This window comes from Pseudonocardia adelaidensis (genome assembly GCF_039543345.1).
Lineage (GTDB): Bacteria > Actinomycetota > Actinomycetes > Mycobacteriales > Pseudonocardiaceae > Pseudonocardia > Pseudonocardia adelaidensis.
Window position 1 is genome coordinate 23,851 of the sequence record NZ_BAABJO010000015.1, and the last position, 17,987, is coordinate 41,837.

Consider the following 17,987-nt stretch of genomic DNA (forward strand, 5'->3'; position numbering starts at 1 on the left):
AGCGGTGCGGGGGCCGACGGCCGGTGTGAGCATCGCGATGCCGCGGGTCACCCGCGGATGCGGGACGCGTGCCCCGACCACTCCTTCTCGCGCAACTCGAACTTCTGCACCTTGCCCGTGGAGGTCTTCGGCAGCTGCTCCACCAGCTCGACGACCTTCGGCGCCTTGAACCGGGCGATCCGGCTGCGCACGTGCTCGATCAGCTCCTCGGAGGAGGCGGTCTTCCCGTCGGCGAGCACCACGAACGCCTTGGGGCGCTCGCCCCACTGCTCGTCCGGCACCCCGATGACGGCGGCCTCGAGCACCGCCGGGTGGGACACGATGGCCTGCTCGACCTCGATCGTCGAGATGTTCTCCCCGCCGGAGATGATCACGTCCTTGGCGCGGTCGCGCAGCTCGACGTAGCCGTCCGGGTGCAGGACGCCGAGGTCGCCGGAGTGGAACCAGCCGCCCGCGAACGCCTTCTCGGTGGCGACCGGGTCGTCGAAGTAGCCGAGCATCACGTTGTTGCCGCGCATCACGACCTCGCCCATCGTGGTGCCGTCGGCCGGGACGTCGTTCATCCGCTCGTCGACCACGCGCAGCTGGTCGGCGCACACCATCCCGACCCCCTGCCGGGCCTGCTTCGCCGCCCGCTCCTCGGGGGTGAGGGCGTCCCACGCGCGCTGGTACTGGTTCACCGAGTAGGGCCCGTAGGTCTCGGTGAGCCCGTAGACGTGCACGATCCGGAAGCCCATCCGCTCGGCGTGCCCGATCGTGGTGGGGCTGGGCGGGGCGCCCGCCGTCGTGATCGTGATCGGCCGCTCCAGCTCGCCCGCCTCCGGCGCGCGCAGGATCGTGGTGACGACGGTGGGTGCGCCGTTCAGGTGCGTCACGCCGTGCTCCCGGATCAGCCGCCAGACGACGTCGCCGCGCACCTCGCGCAGGCACACGTGCGTGCCGCCCACCGCGGTGAGCGCCCACGGCGTGCACCAGCCGTTGCAGTGGAACATCGGCAGCGTCCACAGGTAGACGCTGTCGAACGTGTGCCCGGAGTGCACGACCTCGCCGAAGGCGTTTAGGTAGGCACCGCGGTGCGAGTACTGCACGCCCTTGGGTCGCCCCGTGGTCCCGGAGGTGTAGTTGATCGAGATGCAGGCCGTCTCGTCGGCGACCTCCCACGCCAGCGGTTCGTCGTTGCCCCGGGCCAGCAGGTCGTCGTAGGTGACGCCGCTGCCGGTGCCGTCGCCCGGGTGGGCCGGGTCGACGATCGTGACGATCTCTTCCACCGTCTTGAGGCGGCGCGTCAGCGGCGCCACCGTCGGGTACAGCGCGGCGTCGACGACCAGCAGCTTCGCCCCCGAGTGGTCGAGGATGTAGCGGACCTCCTCGGTGGCGAGCCGGGTGTTGATCGCGACGAGCACACCGCCCGCGAGCGGGACGGCGAAGTGGGCGACCAGCATCTCGGGGACGTTGGGGAGCAGGTAGGCCACCCGGTCCCCGGGCCCGATGCCGGACCCGCGCAGCGCGTGGGCCACGCGGGTGACCTCGGCCGCGAACTCGGCGTAGGTGTGCCGGCGCTCGCCGTAGACGATCGCGGTCCGGTCGGGGAAGACCGCGGCGGAACGGTGCAGGAACGTCAGCGGGGTGAGTGGGGTGTGCCAGACGGCGGTCATCTCGCCTCCTTGCGCGTCGATGAGATCCTCGGCGTTGCCCGGCGCGGCGACAACACCCGCCCGGAGATTGCAGGAAAGTGGCTTTGCTGCAACGGGCGAGCCGGACAGACTCGATCATCGTGACGTCGATCCCCGAGATGATCGAGGCGAACCGGGCCAACTGGGACGCCAGGGTCCCCGTGCACCTGCGCGGCTACGACCTCGACCACCTGCGCCGCGGCGGGCAGCGGCTGGCCGACTTCGAGTACGCGGCGCTCGACGTCGACGGCCGGGACGTGCTGCACCTCCAGTGCCACATCGGGACCGACACGATCTGCCTCGCCCGCCACGGGGCGCGCGCGGTCGGGCTCGACCTGTCCGGCGCGGCGATCGAGGCCGCCCGCGAGCTCGCCGCCGAGTGCGGGGCGGACATCGAGTACGTCGAGAGCGACGTCTACGCGGCGCCCGAGGCGCTCGGCGAGCGCCGGTTCGACGTCGTCTACACCGGAAAGGGCGCGCTGTGCTGGCTACCCGACCTGCACAAATGGGCGCGCGTGGCGGCCGAGCTGCTGCGACCGGGCGGCGTGCTGTACGCGATCGACTTCCACCCGCTGGTCCTGGCGGCCGACGACGAGCAGCCGGAGACCGGCCTGCTGCTGTCGGGGAACTACCTCGGAGCCGGGCCGGAACGCTTCGACTCGGCGGTGACGTACACCGGTGAGGGCCTGCTGGCGGACAACACGGTGAGCTACGAGTGGGCGCACGGGATCGACGAGGTGCTCGACGCCGTCCTGTCGGCGGGCCTGCGGCTCAGCGCGTTCGTCGAGCACGACGTCAGCTGTTGGGGCCGGTTCGCGGGCATGACCGACCTCGGCGACGGATGGTTCGGCTGGCCGGAGGGCGCGCCGCGCCTCCCGCTGATGTTCTCGGTGCGTGCCGAGAAGGGTTAGCCCGCGTCCTCGACGAGGCTGATGGCCGCCCGCGGGCAGGAGGCCACGGCCTGCTCCAGCCGCGGGCGCATGGACTCGGGCGGGTTCTCGTCGAGGATGTAGAGGAAGTCGTCCTCCCGCACCTCGAACACCTCGGGGACGATGCCCATGCAGACGGCGTTGGACTCGCAGAGATCGAAGTCGACGGCGACCTTCATGTGCCCATCGTCCACGGCCGCCGCGGCGGCCGGTACTCAGGCGACCCTCACCAGCCGGCCGTACGCCACGACGTTGTCCTGGTAGTGGCCGCTCCGGCCGTCGAACGCCCCGCCACAGGTGATGAGCCGCAGCTCGGCGTCCGCGGTGTCGCCGTAGACGCGCTCGGTCGGGAACCGCGCCTTCGCGTAGCGCTCCACGAGGTAGACCGCGAACACGGCCGTCGACCGGTCGGCGCGGGCCACCCGCACCTCGGCACCCGCCGCCAGCTCGCCCAGCCGCCGGAAGACGCCGGGGGCGCCCGCGTAGTCGACGTGCCCCGCGATGACGGCCGGGCCGGGGGACCCCGGCGCGGGGGCGAGGCCGAACCAGCCCGCCGTCGCGGCGTCCGGGGGCACCTCGAGAGCGCCGTCCGCGTCGATGCCGAGCTCGAGCAGCGGCCCGGTGTGCACGTCGATGGCCGGCACGGTGAGCTCGACCGGCGTGGTAGGCGGCGTGGGCGGCGGCGGCGCCACGCTCTCCACCGGCGCGGCCGGGGCCACCGCCGGGACGGCCGGCCCGGGCGCCGGCGTGCCGCACGCCGCCAGCGCGGCGACGGCGACGCCCGCGAGCGCCGCCAGCGCGCGGCTCACGGGTGGGCGGCCCCGCCGGTGGCGACGCCGCCCCGGGGGTACACGGCGACCTGCCTGCCCTCCGTGCCGAAGTGCTCCTCGCAGGCGACGCCGTCGTCGTCGCGGTCGAGCGGCTCGCGGTCGCCGTCGCGTGCGGTCAGCGCCGCCTGCGCCGCGGCCTGCGTGGCGAAGTCGGCGCAGTCGCGGTCCTCGTCCCCGCCGTCGGCGTCCTCGTCGTCGGCGTCCTCGTCCGGCTCGGACGCGGGCGTGGTCACGGGCGCGCCGTCCGCGTGGGCGGAGTCGTCGGCGTCGCTGCCTGCGCCACGGCCCGGCAGCGACTCGCAGGCCACGCCGTCCGCGGCGCCGTCCACGCCGCCGTCGAGCCGGTGCGGGTCGGAGCGGTCGGCGTCCAGGACGGCCTGTGCCTCCTCCTGGAAGTCGAAGTCGGAGCAGTCCAGGTCGTCGGCGGCCAGGGCGGTGCCGGTCATCACCGCGACGAGCGTGCCGCTGGCCGCGGCGGCGATCAGGGACAGCCGGGTACGACGGGGAACGGACATGAGAGCGGGATCCTCTCGGTGTGGTGCGGGGAGCGGCCGCCGTGGGGAGCGCCGGCCTGCACGGGTTGTCTCTCCCCGGCACCACGATCCGTTACCGAGTGACTACGAATTGGTCGATCTCGCCCCGTCCTCGTCGCCGAACGGCGGCTACCCGCGCCGCAGCACGGGACGGAGCGCGTCGAGGACGTCGACGCTCTCGATCGTGGAGGGCACCGGCTCGTCGAGGCCGTCCGCGATGCCGCGCATCGTCTTGCGCAGGATCTTGCCGGAGCGCGTCTTGGGCAGCGCCGGCACGACCGCCACGTCCTTGAGGCTCGCCACGGCCCCGACCTGGTCGCGCACCAGCTGCACGAGCTCGGCCCGCAGCTCGTCGCCGTCCCGCTCGACACCGGCCTTGAGCACCACGAACCCGCGCGGGACCTGGCCCTTCATGGCGTCGGCCACGCCGATCACGGCGCACTCGGCGACGTCGGGGTGGGAGGCGAGCACCTCCTCCATCCCGCCCGTGGACAGGCGGTGCCCGGCCACGTTGATGACGTCGTCGGTGCGGCCCATGACGAAGACGTAGCCGTCCTCGTCGAGGCGCCCGCCGTCGCCGGTGAGGTAGTAGCCGTCGAACGCGGACATGTACGACGCCACGAACCGCTCGTCGTCGTTCCACAGCGTGGGCAGGGAACCGGGCGGCATCGGCAGCTTCACGACGATCGCGCCGTCGGTGCCGGGTGGCGCCGGGGAGCCGGACGGCTCGAGCACCTGCACGTCCCACCCGGGCAGCGGCTTCGTCGGGGAGCCGGGCTTGATCGGAAGCAGCTCGATGCCGGCGGGGTTGGCGACGATCGGCCACCCGGTCTCGGTCTGCCACCAGTGGTCGATGACCGGGATGCCGAGCAGCTCGGACGCCCATCGCTGCGTCTCCGGGTCCAGCCGCTCGCCCGCCAGGAAGAGGTACTTCAGGCACGAGATGTCGTACTTGCGCGTGAACTCGCCGTCCGGGTCCTCCTTCTTGATCGCCCGGAAGGCGGTGGGCGCCGTGAACAGGCTCTTCACGCCGTGCTCGGACACCACCCGCCAGAACTGCCCGGCGTCGGGCGTGCCGACCGGTTTGCCCTCGTAGAGCACGGTGGTGGCCCCGGTGAAGAGCGGCGCGTAGACGATGTAGGAGTGCCCGACGACCCAGCCGACGTCGGACGCCGTGAAGATCGTCTCGCCCACACCGACGTCGTAGACGTTGGGCATCGACCAGCGCAGGGCCACCGCGTGCCCACCGCTGTCGCGCACCACGCCCTTCGGCTTCCCCGTGGTGCCGGAGGTGTAGAGGATGTAGAGCGGGTCCGTGGCCTTGACCGGCACGCAGTCCGCCGGGCTCGCGGACGCCATCGCCTCGGCCCAGTCGACGTCGTCGGGCCCCATGCCCGCCTCGGCCTGCGGGCGCTGCAGGATCACCCGCTTCGACGGCTTGCGCTCCGCCAGCTCGATCGCCGCGTCCAGGAGCGGCTTGTACTCGATCACCCGCTTGCCCTCGATGCCGCAGGACGCCGAGACGATCACGGAGGGCGCCGCGTCGTCGATGCGCACGGCCAGCTCCTTCGGGGCGAACCCGCCGAAGACCACCGAGTGCACGGCGCCGATCCGCGCGCACGCGAGCATGGCGATCGCGGCCTCCGGCACCATCGGCATGTAGATCACCACGCGGTCGCCGCGCCCGACCCCGAGGCCGGCCAGCACGCCGGCGAACCGCGCCACCTCGTCGCGCAGCTGCGCGTAGGTGTACGTGCGCCGGGTGTCCGTGACGGGGGAGTCGTAGATCAGAGCGGCCTGATCGCCGCGGCCGGCGTCCACGTGCCGGTCGACGGCGTTGTGGCAGACGTTCAGCTCCCCGTCGGGGAACCAGCGGTAGAACGGCGGGCGGGAGGCGTCGAGCGCGCGGGTCGGCGGCACGTACCAGTCGATCGCCTGCGCCGCGCCCAGCCAGAAGCCCTCCGGGTCGTCCGTGCTGGCGCGGAAGACGTCCTCGTACTCACCCATCAGATGGCCTCCTCGCCCTCGACTGCCCCGTCACATTAGGCCGCGGGTCGCGCGGATCGCAGGCCCGCGCGAGGGGCACCTGGCCGGGTGGAGAGCGGTCCCCGATCGGGGACGCGGGAGGGCCACGGGATGAGCGCAACGTAGCGTGACCACCCGTTCGGCCGACTACCTGCCGGGTGTCCTCGTCGTTCCACGTTGCGTAGCCAGGCAATCACGGCAAGCAATGGACGGAGGACACGGTGATCGGGTACGGACGCACGTGGGGCGCGGGCTGGGTGCCATCCGCGCTCGCCGTGCTGGTGGCACTCACCTGCTCGATCGGCATCGCGGTCGCCACCAGCGAGCCGAACCGGCCCGCCACCGCCCAGCCCGACGGCTGCCGGCCCGCCTGGGCCACCGGATGGCAGGCCGCCGCCCAGCCCGGACCGGCCCTGCCCGGCCTGAGCGGCGCCACCGTGCGGCTGGTCGTGCACCCGCAGGTGACCGGCTCGGAGGTGCGGCTGCGGCTGTCGAACGCCTACGGGGCCACCCCGCTCGCGGTCGGCGCCGTCACCGCAGCCCGCTCCGACGGGGCCGCCGGCCTCGTCCTCGGGACGGTGCAGCCCGTCCCGTTCGGCGGGCGGCAGGCGGTGGTGATCCCGCCGGGTGGCGAGGTCGCGAGCGACGCCGTCCCGCTGGTGGCCGAGGCGGGCACCCCGCTCGCGGTCAGCCTGTTCCTGCCGGTGGTGCCGGAGGTGCTCACCCAGCATCACGCGATGCAGGCCGCATACGTGTCCGAACGCGGTGACGCCACGTTCGACGACGCCGGCTCGTTCGGGGCGCAGCTACCGTCCTCCGTCGTGCTCACCGGGATCGACGTGCACGCGCCCCGCCCGGTCAACACCGTCGTGGCGGTCGGCGACTCGATCACCGACGGCATGGGTGCCATGGCCGGCGAGAGCTGGCCGGACGTGCTCGGCTCGCGTCTCGTCGCGGCGGGTGGCGCCGCGACGATGGCCGTGCTGGGCGCCGGCATCTCCGGGAACCGGCTCCTCGCCGACGGCGGGCCGCAGCAGGGCGACGTCCCGCTCGCCCGGTTCGACCGGGACGTGGCCGCGGCCGGTGGGGCCACCGACGTCGTCCTGAGCATCGGCACGAACGACATCGCGGCGCGTCGCAGCGCCGCCGACATCACCGCTGGGCTGCAGCAGTTCGCCGAACGGGCCAGGGCCGCAGGCAAGCGGGTGTTCCTCACCACCGTGACGCCGTCCGAGACCGGCGCGCACGGCACGCCCGCCGCCGTCGCCACGCGCCAGGAGCTGAACACCTGGGTGCGCGAGCAGGGGCCGGCGTACGCCGACGGCGTCTTCGACTTCGCCGCCGCGGTGGCGGACCCGGCGGACCCCGGCCGGCTCGCGCCCGCGTTCGACGCCGGTGACGGGCTGCACCTGTCCGCCGCGGGCTACCGCGCACTGGCCGCGGTCGTCGATCCCGCACAGCTCAGCGGCAGCCCGTGCCTCGCGGGCGACCCGCCCGCCCGCGTGCTGGTGGCGAACCGCTGACGGGCCACCGCGCCACGCACGATGTCGATCTCCGGCAGTAGGTTTGCACGTACCGCCGGGGGAGGTGGTCGGGTGCGCGGCGTGAACCGCCGGACGGTGCTGCTCGCGGCCATCGGCGCGGGCGCGGCCGCGGTCGCGGGTGCCATCGGGATGGCCGCGCTCTCGGTGCCACGAACTCCGCCCGTGCCCCAGCTGCGCTGGAGAGCACCGTTCGCCGACGCCCACGAGTCGATGGGGACCTGGGCGGCCGACGACACGGGGCTCTACGCGTGCCGCGACCAGGGGGACGTCGTGCACGCGCTGGACGCCGAGACGGGTGTGACCCGGTGGACCGCCTCCACCGGGGCCTGGTACCTGATCCCGAACGACGGAGTTCTGAGCTTCGCCCGCCCCGACGCCGTGGGCGCGCTCGATGTGGCGACCGGGCGGGCGCTGTGGGAGATGACCCGCGTCTCCTCGGCGAACCACGCGGTCGATGCCGACGACGGGACGGTCGTGGCCGTGGTGCAGGAAGGGGCTGCGGCCGACCCGCTCGCGTTCCCGCTGAAGGTCGTCGCGCTGGACGCGGCGACGGGCGCCCGACTCTGGACGAGCGAGCAGTACGAGTTCGTGGGCACCCTGCGCGCCATGGCGGGAGCCGGTGCGGCGTACTACTGCCAGGACCAGCGGCTCGTCGCACGTGAGCTGCGAACGGGACGGCCGCGGTGGACCGCGTCCGTCGTCGGGATCAACGCCGAGGTCCTCGGAGCCACCGACGACGTCGTCGTCCTGCGGGACAGCGGTCTGGTCGTGATCGACGCCGCCACCGGCCGCCGGTGCTGGAGCGCCGACTGGCAGGTGTCCTCAGTGACCTTCGCCGACGGGTTGCTGGTGGCCCAGACCCTCGTGGGCACCAGCAGGGCCAGGCTGTCGGTCGTCCACGGCGTCGACCCGGCGTCCGGCACCCTGGTCTGGACGGTGCCCCCGTCCGGCGAGCCCGCCGCGCCCGCCGTCAGCACGGACGACCGGGTGTACCTGCCGGTTCTCGGTGGCCCCACGTGCGCGTACGCCACCGCCACCGGCGAACTGCTCTGGAGCCACGACGGCGGCACGCCGGTCGCAGCACGTGGCCGCGACGTCTACCTCCTCGCCGGCGGCGAGCTGCACGCCCTCACCGGTCCCTGAGCAGCGGCTCAGCGGCGGCCGAGCCTCGGCAGGAGGCGGCGCTTGGGCTGCTCGTCCTCGACGATCGGGAGCGGACCGGTCGGGGTGTCCTCGCGATCGAGCCGGTCGACGACCCAGTCGACCGCGAGCGCACCGGGCGAGACACCCCGCTCCGCGGCGATGCGGCGCAGCTGCTCGATCCGCAGGGCCGGCAACCGGAGCTGGAACACCTGCGCCGACCCGAACCGGCCGGTCAGCTCGGTGGGGTGCTCGTCGTTCGCGCCGCTCAGAGCGGCGAGGTAGGAGTCGAGCTCGCGGTCGGGCTCCGGCGGCTCCGGCTCGGGGCCGCGTCGCTCCGGCGCGGGCGCGCGATGGCGGGAGCGAGACCGATCGGGGGGCGCCATGCGCGGCAGCCTACGCGCGCTCGATGTGCGCTGCGTGACCCTCTGTCGGGACGCTCACCCGGGAAGAGGGGTGCACCGGATGCCCCGGTTAGGTAACGTGCCGGTCACGGCCACGGGGGTGGCTGCGGGGCGTTCCGGTCCGGGGTGGGGTACCCGGGACGGGTGATGGCAACCGGTTTCCGGTGGACGGCGCGGTCCGCGGGATGCGCGCCCCCGCAATGGGTCGGTGGAGAGCTGGCGACCGCACGGGGAGGCGTCGATGACCATCGGTAGCACACGCACGGATCTCGAGGGGGACCGGCTCACACCGAGCGGGTCGATCCCCAACCAGCGCACTGCGGCCGATGCGTACCGCGTGTCCGAGGAACAGCTGCACCGGGCGCGGATGGTGGTGGCCCGCAACTCGGCCGACTCGGAGGACCTCCGCCAGCTCCTCGACATGCTCGGGCTGATCTCGGCCAACCCGGACCTCCCGCCGCCCGTCACGCGCTGAGCACCGGCCGCCCGGAGCGCCGCTCACCTGCACGGGAGGCGCCCCGGGCGGAAGGTGCACCCCCCGGGTTCGGGGATGCGGCCGGCCTGTCCTATGCTGGTCGAGCTCCCAACGGACAGCCGTTGCGGGCGGGGACCTCGGTCCAAGCCCCCATCGTCTAGCGGCCTAGGACTCCGCCCTTTCAAGGCGGCAGCGCGGGTTCGAATCCCGTTGGGGGTACGGTTCGGGAGCGGTACAACTGAACAGCAAGGCCCAGTGGCGCAGTTGGTTAGCGCGTCGCCCTGTCACGGCGAAGGTCGCGGGTTCGAGTCCCGTCTGGGTCGCTTCACACCCGGTGTGCGCACCGGTCTCGGCCAGGTAGCTCAGTTGGTACGAGCGACCGCCTGAAAAGCGGTAGGTCGGCGGTTCGACCCCGCCCCTGGCCACCACACTTGACCAGCGGAAACGCTGGACGGCCACCATCAGGTTCCTCCGTCCGTCTCAGTTTCCGTCTCGGTTGGGCCCCACAGGAAGCCGCCGAGCCGGTTGGCGATGTCCTGCCGGAGCACCGCCGTCATGTGCTGATAGCGCTTCGCCATCGCCCCGTTCGACCACCCCATGACCTCCATCGCGGCGCGCTCGGGAACGCCGAGCAGTAGGAGCACCGTCGCCGCGGTGTGACACGAGCGTCATGGAGTCGGGCGGACCGGACCCGGCGTCGGCGAGCAGGCGCCTCCACTCGTTGCGGTCCATCGTCGGGTCGATCGGCCGACCGTTCTCCCTGAGCGAACATCCACCCGCCGTCCTCCCCCACCGTGCCGGCGTGCTCCCGCTCCCGCTCCTGCTGGCGCCGATGCCGTTCGATGAGCGTCACAAGCTGGCTGGGCAGAACGATCCCGCGCCGCACGCATGCGGGTCGCTGCACCCGTGCTCCCAGGTCCGCCGCTGCAACTGGCGCGTGATCCGCAGCGTCTTGGTGGCGGGGTTGAACCTGCTCCACTTCAGCCCGATCGTCTCGCCCTGCCGCGTGCCGATCGCGAGGGCCAGGACGAATCGGACTCCGTTGCGGCGCGCAAGCGCAGCCTTGATCAATCGTTGTAGTCTTCGAGCTCGAACGGCTCGATCTCTTCGTCCTCGACGCGAGGCGCCTTCGCGATCGCTGCCGGATTCCGGACGAGATGCCCCCGGCGGAGCGCCTCGCCGAATGCGGTGCGGGCCGTCCTGTGTACCTGGTGAGCGGTGGCTGGCTGGGCGCCGGCGGCGATGATCCGGGCGTACAGCTTTTCGAGATGCTCCGGTGCCAGCTTGTCGATGCGGTGCCGGCCGACGCCCGGCACGAGGTGCTGCTCGACGGCTGTCCGGTACGCCCGGTACGACTTGTAGTTCACCGACGGGCGGGAGATGTTCTCCAGCCAGTGCCGAAGCCACGCGTCGACGAGCATCGCCCTGCCGGCCTTCCGCACTGTGCCGTCGTCGCGGTCGCGCTCCAGCTTCCGCACGGCATCGATGACCTCGGCCTCGGACTTGCGCTCGACGTGCCGGCGGTCGGGCGAGCCGTCGTCTTTGACGCCGACGGTCACACGCCCGTGCCACTTCCCGTCCTTTCCGAGGTAGGTGCTCGACGCACCGTTCGGGGCGCGCGGGTCGAACGCCGTGTTTCGAACTCAGGCGGCTGACCGAGCCGCGCGGTGGCCAGGCGGCGCGCGTCGCGATGAGAAGCCTGACATTGTGCCCGGCCGCCTCGAACCCAGAGCCGCTGGTTTGAGTCGACTCGCTGGCGCTGGCCGAATCGCCCGCCGAAGGCGACCTGTCCCTCCCCCACTATTCCCGTGCCGAGCAGCAACAGGTGCGGACGATTTGCGGACCTGGAGCAGGTAGGCGTCGCTCAGCCGCAGGTCAGTGCAGGTTCGCCAGTGATCTGTAAATCCGTCGGCTCGACCTGCGAAAGTTCGAAGCCTTCACTCGCCACACCCGGGGGCAAACGGCCCCCGATCAGCGGAAGCGCCGGTCCAGCCGCGAGGCGGCAAGTACGAGTGGCTCATGTCGTCCCGGTCGGGCCCGGTGTCGATCTGCGTTACCCGCAGCCATGTCCCGCCGGCTCTGTACTCGTCGACCCGCGGGGCAGGCGGTGGCCGGCCGAAGGGCTACAGGCCAAGCGCGGCGGGTACGCGCACGTCGTGATTGTTGTCGACCGCGAGGCGAACGTCGACGGGCTGTGGGTGTCCTTCGCATTCGAGATTGCCTCGCCGACGCGGCCCGCAGCGGTGTTAGCACGGCTCGAAGTCGACTTGCCCGACGGCAGTGCGCTCGTCGCCGTCGACCTCAACGGCGACGAGGTCGCGCGGCTGCTCGCAGGCGAGACGCTCGCGCTGCCGGGATACGTGGCGCCAGCGGCGCTCATCGGCGAGCAGCCGGCCGAGCCCGAGCAGTTCGATGAGCCCTTGCCGGGGGGCGAGGTCGAGCGGCTCGCAGAGCCGGCGCCTGGCGGCGACCAGGCACCGGAGGTGCCAGCCGGCGAGTACGGACCGAAGCTCGACGAGCCACCGGCCGGCACGGAGCCGATCACACGGCCGGCACAACTCGTCCCGCCGGATCGCGTGGTCACCTACCTCGACGGCCGATGGCGTGCCGGGCTCGTCATCTCGCGCGACCGGCACACCGCGCTCGTCGCCTACGTCGTCGACGGCCCGTTCGGCGACCGGCTTCGGCGCGTCACGTTCGACCGGGTGCGCCGGCTCGTCGACGATGGCGGGTGAGGGCTGCGGCGGGCCCGTCTCAGTGTCCGTCTCAGTTCTGTTCCGTTCATGCCAGGACACGCGCCGCACGATCGGCGCTCTACCAGGGCGGCGGTCGGGCTGGCACCGTCTGCGACAGTGATCCTTAGACCTGAGAAGCGGTAGGTCGGCGGTTCGACCCCGCCCCTGGCCACAATCTCTGGTCTCGCTTGCTCGCCGCACTTCGTTTGCGGCTTCGCCGTCGTCGATCGGGGTGTCTTCTGGGGGCCGGGCCCCCAGACCCCACGCCGGAGGGCTTCGCCCCCGGACCCCCTCGGAGGCGACACGACCGCACCCCCGGGCGACACCGGCGCACCCTGCGTCCCGGGCCGGGAACGGCGCGCCCACCGGATGCCCGCCGTCCGTGAGCGGCACCCCGGCTCGCGTCCCCCGGAACGCACCCTGACCGCTCGTGGACGCCCTCACCGCGTGACGATCTACAACTGGACGACTAGCCCCCAGCTCCCCAGCCGGAGGGGCCTCGCCCCCGGATCCCTCGGCAGGCCGCGTTCCGCTCTTGGCTGCACCTCGGGTGGCCTGCGGCGCCCTCTGCTTCGAGGCCTCCTCCCGCGTCGGGTGCTTCTCAGGTTGGTGCTCCTGGATGGGCGGCTGGCATGGGGCGTGCTCGCCGCACTTCATCGGGGCTTCGCCGTCGTCGGCGGCCTCACCTGCGCGATGTGCGGAGCGCACAGGAGTGGTCGGGGGAAACCCACGTGTGGCGGGTGCGGTGTGTCACTGGTGGTGTCGCGGGCGCGCTCGAAGACTGGTCGCGCTGCCCGGGATGGTCCGGGCGGGCCTCGATCCGCCCCTGCGAGAAGGGACTCCCAGTGTTCGACCAGTCCACCGACGCAGGCCGGGCCTCGTTCCAGACCGAACCCCACCGCAGCGTGGGCAGCCGTCGGGGTGGACGACGGAGTTCGGCCCGGGGTCGGCAGCGGCCCCGAGGTCCGGCGAACGGGATGACGTTGTGGACTGCGGCGATCCGGCCGCGTTGAACCCGGTGCCCGCACCGCGATGATTTCCCGGGGGCGCCCGGGTCTACCTGCTGGGTGGGCGGCGGACTGAGGACGGGTCCGGCTCCACGTCATCGACACGAGCAGCTCGTGTCTCCATTCCGGGAAGGAAGCAGCGCATGACCGCGAGCGGTATCAGGGTGTTGGTGGCGGGGGCGAGCATCGCGGGGCCCGCGCTGGCCCACTGGCTGCGCCGGCGCGGGGCCGAGGTGACCGTGGTGGAGCGGGCCCCCGAGCTGCGTCCCGGTGGGCAGGCGGTGGACGCGCGCGGGGTGGCCAAGGAGGTCATCCGGCGGATGGGGCTGGACGCGGCGGTGCGCGCGGCGTGCACCGACACCGCCGGCGCGTACACCGTGGACGTGGACGGGAACGTGCTGGAGACCTTCCGAGCGGACGACCACGGCGGCGACGGGTACATCGCGGAGATCGAGATCCTGCGCGGGGACCTGTCCCAGGTGCTCTTCGACGACACCCGCGACGGCGTCGAGTACGTCTTCGGTGATCGGATCGCCGAGCTCACCCAGGACGCGGACGGGGTCGACGTCACCTTCGCGGGCGGCGACCGGCGGCGCTTCGACCTGGTGGTCGGCGCGGACGGGCTGCACTCGGCGCTGCGCGCGATGGTCTTCGGGCCGCGCGAGCAGTTCGTCCGCCACCTCGGCATGGTGCTTGCCTTCTACACAGTGCCCAACGAGTTCGGGCTGGACCGCTGGCTCATCGATTACCAGGACCAGCAGTCCGGGCGCTCCGCCGGCCTGCGGCCCCTCCAGGACGCCACCCGGGCGATGGCCATGTTGTCCTTCACCGCCGCCGACTTCGACGTCGACTACCGCGACGTCGAGGCCCAGAAGCGCCTGCTGCGCGAGCGGATGGCCGGCTTCGGCTGGCAGACCCCGCGGATCCTCGCGCACCTGGACGACACCCCGGACTTCTACCTCGACCAGGTCGCCCAGGTGGTGATGGACCGCTGGTCGAGCGGACGGGTGGGGCTGCTCGGGGACGCGGCGTTCAGCTCGTCGCCGATGTCCGGGGGTGGCACCGGGCTGGCCCTGGTCGGCGCCTATCTACTGGCCGGAGAGCTGGCCTCCTGCGGGTGGGACCCGGAGGCCGGGTTCGCCGGCTACGAGGCGCGGATGCGCTCGTTCGTCGAGGCCAACCAGGAGATCGGCCGGATGCACGTACAGAGCCGCGAGGTACCGGCTCCGGACGCGGAGCCGAGCCCTGAGCTCGACATGGAGGCGCTCATGGAGCTGGTCGAGCGCGCCATCAACGGCGTCGAGCTGCCCGACTACGCCGCGGTCCCGGACTCCGGGGCGGTCAGGCCGTAGGCCCCACCACCTCGGGCGCGGTGAACCAGCGGTTCCCGTCGAATGCGTCAGCGGCTCCGGCCCGCGTTGAGCCTCGCCGCCTGGCGGGTCAGGTGGGCGCGTTCTGCCAGGTTGGGGGCCTTCTGGGCCGCCTCGGCGTAGAGGCGGGCGGCCGTCGCCGGGTCGCCGTCGCGCTCGTGGAGGTAGGCCGCCACCGCCGTGTGGCGGGGAAGGCAGTCGTCGAGTTCCGCGAGCGCGGCCAGGCCGGCGCGCGGTCCGTGGGCCTCGCCGACGGCCACCGCGCGGTTGAGCCGCACGACCGGGCTGTCGGTCAGGCGTGCGAGCTCGTCGTACCACTCGACGATCTGCGGCCAGTCGGTCTCCTCGGCGGTGGGGGCGTCGGCGTGGAGCGCGGCGATGGCGGCCTGGGCCTGGAACTCGCCCAGCCGGTCGCGGGCCAGCGCCGCCTGCAGGATCGCGACGCCCTCGGCGATCGAGCGGGTGTCCCAGCGGCTGCGGTCCTGTTCGGCGAGCGGCACCAGGCTCCCGTCGGGAGCGGTGCGGGTGGCACGGCGGGCGTGGTGCAGCAGCATGAGCGCGAGCAGGCCGGCCACCTCGGGGTGGTCGATCACGGCCGCGAGCTGGCGGGTGAGCCGGATGGCCTCGGCGGCGAGGTCGACGTCCCCGGAGTAGCCCTCGTTGAACACCAGGTAGAGCACGCGCAGCACGGTGGCGACGTCGCCGGGCCGGTCGAACCGCACGTCGGCGACCGTGCGCTTGGCCCGGCTGATCCGCTGCGCCATCGTGGCCTCGGGCACCAGGTAGGCCTGGGCGATCTGGCGGGTCGTGAGCCCGCCGACAGCGCGCAGGGTGAGCGCCACCGCGGACGACGGCGTCAGCGACGGGTGCGCGCACAGGAAGTAGAGCTGGAGCGTGTCGTCCGCAGGGGACGCCGGCCCCGGCGTGGGCTCGGTGTCGACGACGTCCTCGCGACGGCGGCGAGCGGTGTCGGCCCGGGTGGCGTCGAGGAACTTTCGCCAGGCCACGGTGACCAGCCAGCCCTTCGGGTCCCGCGGTGGGTCGGCAGGCCAGACCCGGACCGCCTCGACCAGCGCATCCTGCACGGCGTCCTCGGCCGCCGCGAAGTCGGCTCCGCGCCGGACGAGGATCGCGAGCACGGTCGGCGTGAGGCTGCGGAGCAGGGCCTCGTCCACCGGAGACCTCATTCCGTGATGGTGGGCGGCTCGCCGTAGAACGGGCGCAGCTCGAGCCACTCGTGGATCGGCTTCCCACCCGCCCCGGGAGCGGCCGAGAGCTCCCCGGCCAGCTCGATGGCGCGTTCGTAGCTGTCGACGTCGATCACCATCCAGCCGGCGATGAGGTCCTTGGTCTCCGCGAACGGGCCATCGGTGACCGGCGGGCGGCCCTCGCCGTCGTACCGGACGAACGTCCCCTCGGGGGAGAGGGCCTGGCCCTCGACGAACTCCCCGGTCCCCTCGAGCCGGGTCGCGAAGTCCCGCATGTACTGCACGTGCGCCGAGATCTCCTCCGGCGTCCACTGGTCCATGGGCACGTCGTTGACGGCCGCCGGGGCGCCGCGGTAGTGCTTGAGCAGCAGGTACTTGGCCATCTGGTTCTCCTCGGTGCGGGTGCGACCCATCTTGGTCACGGTCACCGCGGGGACGGAGCCGGCTACGGGTTCTCGACACCGCTGCGGGAAGGGTCTCGTGTCCTGCATCACAGCAGCGCTCACCTGAGCGGGTGGCCAGGCCAGTCGTTATGACCGGCGTCACACGGTCGCCGGTGGGTTCGAGGGCCTCGGTTAGTCTCCCCTCAGTGCTCGGTGTGCGCCTGCCATGGTCCCCGCCGTGGGAGTGCACCGCCTGCCCGTTTCGAGTGGCCGTTCGCCGCTCCGCCGGGTGGTGCACATCGACTGACCGATGACGTAGGGTCGCCGTCCGGCTACCATCCGCCCGGATGGGCGACAATCAACTGCGATGGCGGCCTGATGAAAGGTTTCAGGGGGATGCGAGTGCCGCGACGGTGGGCTGTCTGGACCCTTCCGGTCCCGGTCCTCGCCGTGATCCTCGCCGTCGAGCTCGCGGCAGTCGGCACGCTGGCGTTCTCGATCCCGCGTGACATCGCGCTGCTCCCGCTGAACTGGGTCCTCGTCACGCTCGTGCTCGCGGCGGCCGGGGTGCTCAGCACCGAGGCGTCGCTCGGCGTCGAACGCATGCGGCACCGCTCGGACGAGACCCCCCACATCGACCTCAGCTCCGTCTGGACCTTCGCCGCCGCCGCGCTGTTGCCCGGAGCGGCCGCGAGCGTCGTCGTGATCGGGATCTACGGGCACCTCTACGCACGCGTCTGGCGGGGTGGCATACCCCCGCACCGCGCCATCTACAGCACCGCCACCGTGGTGCTCGCGGTGCAGGCCGCCTCGGCCGTCACCGGACTGGTGGAGCGCGCGGCACTGTTCCAGAGCCTGCTGGGGCTCGTCGCGGTCGTGCTCGCGCTGCTCGCCTACGCGGCCGTGAACATGGTGCTGGTCGTCGCCGTCATCGTGTTGAGCGGCCCGAACCGCGACCTGGCGACGTTCCTGCACGTCCTCACCCGCGGGGACGAGGCCGTGCTCGAGTTCGCCACGCTGTCGATGGGAGCCCTCGCCGCCGGGGCGATGAGCGCGCTCGGGCCGGCGTACGCCGTGCTCGTGCTGCCCCCGCTGATCGTCCTGCACCGCACCGTCCTCGTGCGGCAGCTCGAGGAGGCGGCGAGCGTCGACGGCAAGACCGGCCTGCTCAACGCCGCGGCGTGGCACGTGCGGGCCGTACGAGCGCTGCGCCGGGCGGAACGCACGGACGGCCGCGTCGGCCTGCTCGTCCTCGACCTCGACCACTTCAAGCTGGTCAACGACCGGTACGGCCACCTCGTGGGCGACCACGTGCTCGCCGCGGTCGCCGCCGCGGTGCGCGACGAGGTCAGGGACGACGACCTGGTCGGGCGGTTCGGCGGTGAGGAGTTCGTCGTGCTCCTCCCGAGCACCGACGCCGATGAGGGGCGGATCGCAGCCGTGGCCGTCGCCGAACGCATCCGCAGGCGGGTGGCCGAGATCCGGGTGGAGGTCCCCGACACGCACGCATCCGTCGTGGTCGACAACCTCACGGTCTCGATCGGCGGCGCGTCCTTCCCCGCCGACGCCGCCGACCTCGGCCAGCTGCTCGAGGTGGCCGACACGGCCATGTACGCGGCGAAGCGGGCCGGGCGCAACACCGTGCGCATGGGCCTGCACGCCGTGCCGAGCGGTGCCGTCCGCCCCGCGCCACGCCACCACCCCTGAGCCACCACCGGATGCCGTGGGGCA

At 72.8% G+C, this 17,987-nt stretch carries 18 protein-coding genes and 3 tRNA genes; 10 read left to right on the forward strand and 11 right to left on the reverse strand.

Annotation, left to right across the window (positions count from 1 at the left end; all coding sequences use genetic code 11):
• Positions 1–47 precede the first annotated feature (47 nt).
• The gene (locus ABEA81_RS20610; RefSeq protein WP_345606874.1) at positions 48–1,655 is read right to left on the reverse strand and encodes an acyl--CoA ligase family protein; all 1,608 of its coding nucleotides are present in this window, start codon (positions 1,653–1,655) and stop codon (positions 48–50) included.
• Between the two features lie 119 nt (positions 1,656–1,774).
• Here ABEA81_RS20610 and ABEA81_RS20615 point away from each other — a divergent pair, with 119 nt between their 5' ends.
• Positions 1,775–2,584: a class I SAM-dependent methyltransferase gene (locus ABEA81_RS20615; RefSeq protein WP_345606875.1), complete on the forward strand. Its 810-nt coding sequence runs from the start codon at positions 1,775–1,777 to the stop codon at positions 2,582–2,584.
• On the opposite strand, the gene ABEA81_RS20620 is transcribed toward ABEA81_RS20615, so the two are convergent.
• The 4 genes from ABEA81_RS20620 to ABEA81_RS20635 form a co-directional block, all read right to left on the reverse strand.
• Positions 2,581–2,781 (reverse strand): ferredoxin, encoded by a 201-nt coding sequence (locus ABEA81_RS20620; RefSeq protein ID WP_345606876.1) that lies wholly within the window; start codon positions 2,779–2,781, stop codon positions 2,581–2,583. The genes ABEA81_RS20615 and ABEA81_RS20620 overlap by 4 nt on opposite strands.
• A 36-nt stretch (positions 2,782–2,817) precedes the next feature.
• On the reverse strand, positions 2,818–3,411 hold the full coding sequence (locus ABEA81_RS20625) for a class F sortase (RefSeq protein WP_345606877.1): 594 nt from the start codon (positions 3,409–3,411) through the stop codon (positions 2,818–2,820).
• Positions 3,408–3,947, reverse strand: a complete 540-nt coding sequence (locus tag ABEA81_RS20630) for a hypothetical protein (RefSeq protein ID WP_345606878.1) — start codon at positions 3,945–3,947, stop codon at positions 3,408–3,410. The genes ABEA81_RS20625 and ABEA81_RS20630 overlap by 4 nt, the downstream gene beginning before the upstream one ends.
• A 147-nt stretch (positions 3,948–4,094) precedes the next feature.
• A complete protein-coding gene (locus ABEA81_RS20635; protein WP_345606879.1) occupies positions 4,095–5,972 on the reverse strand; it encodes a propionyl-CoA synthetase in 1,878 nt (625 codons plus the stop codon).
• 239 nt (positions 5,973–6,211) lie between these two features.
• Here ABEA81_RS20635 and ABEA81_RS20640 point away from each other — a divergent pair, with 239 nt between their 5' ends.
• Positions 6,212–7,513: a GDSL-type esterase/lipase family protein gene (locus ABEA81_RS20640; protein WP_345606880.1), complete on the forward strand. Its 1,302-nt coding sequence runs from the start codon at positions 6,212–6,214 to the stop codon at positions 7,511–7,513.
• A 72-nt stretch (positions 7,514–7,585) separates the two neighbouring features.
• Entirely contained in the window at positions 7,586–8,677 is a 1,092-nt protein-coding gene (locus tag ABEA81_RS20645) for an outer membrane protein assembly factor BamB family protein (RefSeq protein WP_345606881.1), read from the forward strand.
• Between the two features lie 8 nt (positions 8,678–8,685).
• On the opposite strand, the gene ABEA81_RS20650 is transcribed toward ABEA81_RS20645, so the two are convergent.
• Positions 8,686–9,060 carry an aldo-keto reductase family protein gene (locus tag ABEA81_RS20650; protein WP_345606882.1) on the reverse strand — a complete coding sequence of 125 codons (375 nt, stop codon included), beginning with the start codon at positions 9,058–9,060 and terminating at the stop codon, positions 8,686–8,688.
• Between the two features lie 259 nt (positions 9,061–9,319).
• Between ABEA81_RS20650 and ABEA81_RS20655 the strand changes: the two genes are divergently transcribed.
• The 4 genes from ABEA81_RS20655 (at position 9,320) to ABEA81_RS20670 (ending at position 9,981) form a co-directional block, all read left to right on the forward strand.
• Positions 9,320–9,553: a hypothetical protein gene (locus ABEA81_RS20655; RefSeq protein WP_345606883.1), complete on the forward strand. Its 234-nt coding sequence runs from the start codon at positions 9,320–9,322 to the stop codon at positions 9,551–9,553.
• Between the two features lie 146 nt (positions 9,554–9,699).
• Positions 9,700–9,772, forward strand: a tRNA-Glu gene (locus ABEA81_RS20660).
• Between the two features lie 30 nt (positions 9,773–9,802).
• Positions 9,803–9,876: transfer RNA gene (locus tag ABEA81_RS20665), tRNA-Asp, on the forward strand.
• Between the two features lie 28 nt (positions 9,877–9,904).
• Positions 9,905–9,981: transfer RNA gene (locus ABEA81_RS20670), tRNA-Phe, on the forward strand.
• A 33-nt stretch (positions 9,982–10,014) separates the two neighbouring features.
• Here the strand turns inward: ABEA81_RS20670 and ABEA81_RS42975 are convergent.
• The 3 genes from ABEA81_RS42975 to ABEA81_RS42985 all read right to left on the reverse strand — a co-directional run bounded on the left by ABEA81_RS42975 (position 10,015) and on the right by ABEA81_RS42985 (position 11,112).
• Positions 10,015–10,197 (reverse strand): hypothetical protein, encoded by a 183-nt coding sequence (locus ABEA81_RS42975; protein ID WP_459077154.1) that lies wholly within the window; start codon positions 10,195–10,197, stop codon positions 10,015–10,017.
• A 205-nt stretch (positions 10,198–10,402) separates the two neighbouring features.
• Positions 10,403–10,624, reverse strand: a complete 222-nt coding sequence (locus ABEA81_RS42980) for a hypothetical protein (RefSeq protein WP_459077155.1) — start codon at positions 10,622–10,624, stop codon at positions 10,403–10,405.
• Positions 10,621–11,112 carry a phage integrase central domain-containing protein gene (locus ABEA81_RS42985; RefSeq protein WP_459077156.1) on the reverse strand — a complete coding sequence of 164 codons (492 nt, stop codon included), beginning with the start codon at positions 11,110–11,112 and terminating at the stop codon, positions 10,621–10,623. Before ABEA81_RS42985 ends, ABEA81_RS42980 begins: the two co-directional genes overlap by 4 nt.
• A gap of 453 nt (positions 11,113–11,565) precedes the next feature.
• Here ABEA81_RS42985 and ABEA81_RS20680 point away from each other — a divergent pair, with 453 nt between their 5' ends.
• Together ABEA81_RS20680 and ABEA81_RS20685 are read left to right on the forward strand one after the other, a co-directional pair.
• Positions 11,566–12,288, forward strand: coding sequence for a hypothetical protein (locus ABEA81_RS20680; RefSeq protein WP_345606884.1), 723 nt, complete (start codon positions 11,566–11,568; stop codon positions 12,286–12,288).
• 1,150 nt (positions 12,289–13,438) lie between these two features.
• Positions 13,439–14,647: an FAD-dependent monooxygenase gene (locus ABEA81_RS20685; protein ID WP_345606885.1), complete on the forward strand. Its 1,209-nt coding sequence runs from the start codon at positions 13,439–13,441 to the stop codon at positions 14,645–14,647.
• A gap of 47 nt (positions 14,648–14,694) precedes the next feature.
• Here the strand turns inward: ABEA81_RS20685 and ABEA81_RS20690 are convergent, their stop codons facing one another.
• Positions 14,695–15,852: an RNA polymerase sigma factor gene (locus ABEA81_RS20690; protein WP_345606886.1), complete on the reverse strand. Its 1,158-nt coding sequence runs from the start codon at positions 15,850–15,852 to the stop codon at positions 14,695–14,697.
• Positions 15,849–16,256 carry a YciI family protein gene (locus tag ABEA81_RS20695; RefSeq protein WP_345607025.1) on the reverse strand — a complete coding sequence of 136 codons (408 nt, stop codon included), beginning with the start codon at positions 16,254–16,256 and terminating at the stop codon, positions 15,849–15,851. Before ABEA81_RS20695 ends, ABEA81_RS20690 begins: the two co-directional genes overlap by 4 nt.
• A 396-nt stretch (positions 16,257–16,652) precedes the next feature.
• On the opposite strand from ABEA81_RS20695, the gene ABEA81_RS20700 reads away from it, so the two are divergent.
• Positions 16,653–17,963, forward strand: coding sequence for a GGDEF domain-containing protein (locus ABEA81_RS20700; RefSeq protein ID WP_345606887.1), 1,311 nt, complete (start codon positions 16,653–16,655; stop codon positions 17,961–17,963).
• Positions 17,964–17,987 lie beyond the last annotated feature (24 nt).

Bases quoted from the DNA above. Each gene is read 5' to 3' on its own strand.
- ABEA81_RS20610 (WP_345606874.1), bottom strand. From the start codon at position 1,655: ATGACCGCCGTCTGGCACACCCCACTCACCCCGCTGACGTTCCTGCAC.
- ABEA81_RS20620 (WP_345606876.1), bottom strand. From the start codon at position 2,781: ATGAAGGTCGCCGTCGACTTCGATCTCTGCGAGTCCAACGCCGTCTGC.
- ABEA81_RS20630 (WP_345606878.1), bottom strand. From the start codon at position 3,947: ATGTCCGTTCCCCGTCGTACCCGGCTGTCCCTGATCGCCGCCGCGGCC.
- ABEA81_RS20635 (WP_345606879.1), bottom strand. From the start codon at position 5,972: ATGGGTGAGTACGAGGACGTCTTCCGCGCCAGCACGGACGACCCGGAG.
- ABEA81_RS20650 (WP_345606882.1), bottom strand. From the start codon at position 9,060: ATGGCGCCCCCCGATCGGTCTCGCTCCCGCCATCGCGCGCCCGCGCCG.
- ABEA81_RS20655 (WP_345606883.1), top strand. From the start codon at position 9,320: ATGACCATCGGTAGCACACGCACGGATCTCGAGGGGGACCGGCTCACA.
- ABEA81_RS20685 (WP_345606885.1), top strand. From the start codon at position 13,439: ATGACCGCGAGCGGTATCAGGGTGTTGGTGGCGGGGGCGAGCATCGCG.
- ABEA81_RS20690 (WP_345606886.1), bottom strand. From the start codon at position 15,852: ATGAGGTCTCCGGTGGACGAGGCCCTGCTCCGCAGCCTCACGCCGACC.
- ABEA81_RS20695 (WP_345607025.1), bottom strand. From the start codon at position 16,256: ATGGCCAAGTACCTGCTGCTCAAGCACTACCGCGGCGCCCCGGCGGCC.
- ABEA81_RS20700 (WP_345606887.1), top strand. From the start codon at position 16,653: ATGCGAGTGCCGCGACGGTGGGCTGTCTGGACCCTTCCGGTCCCGGTC.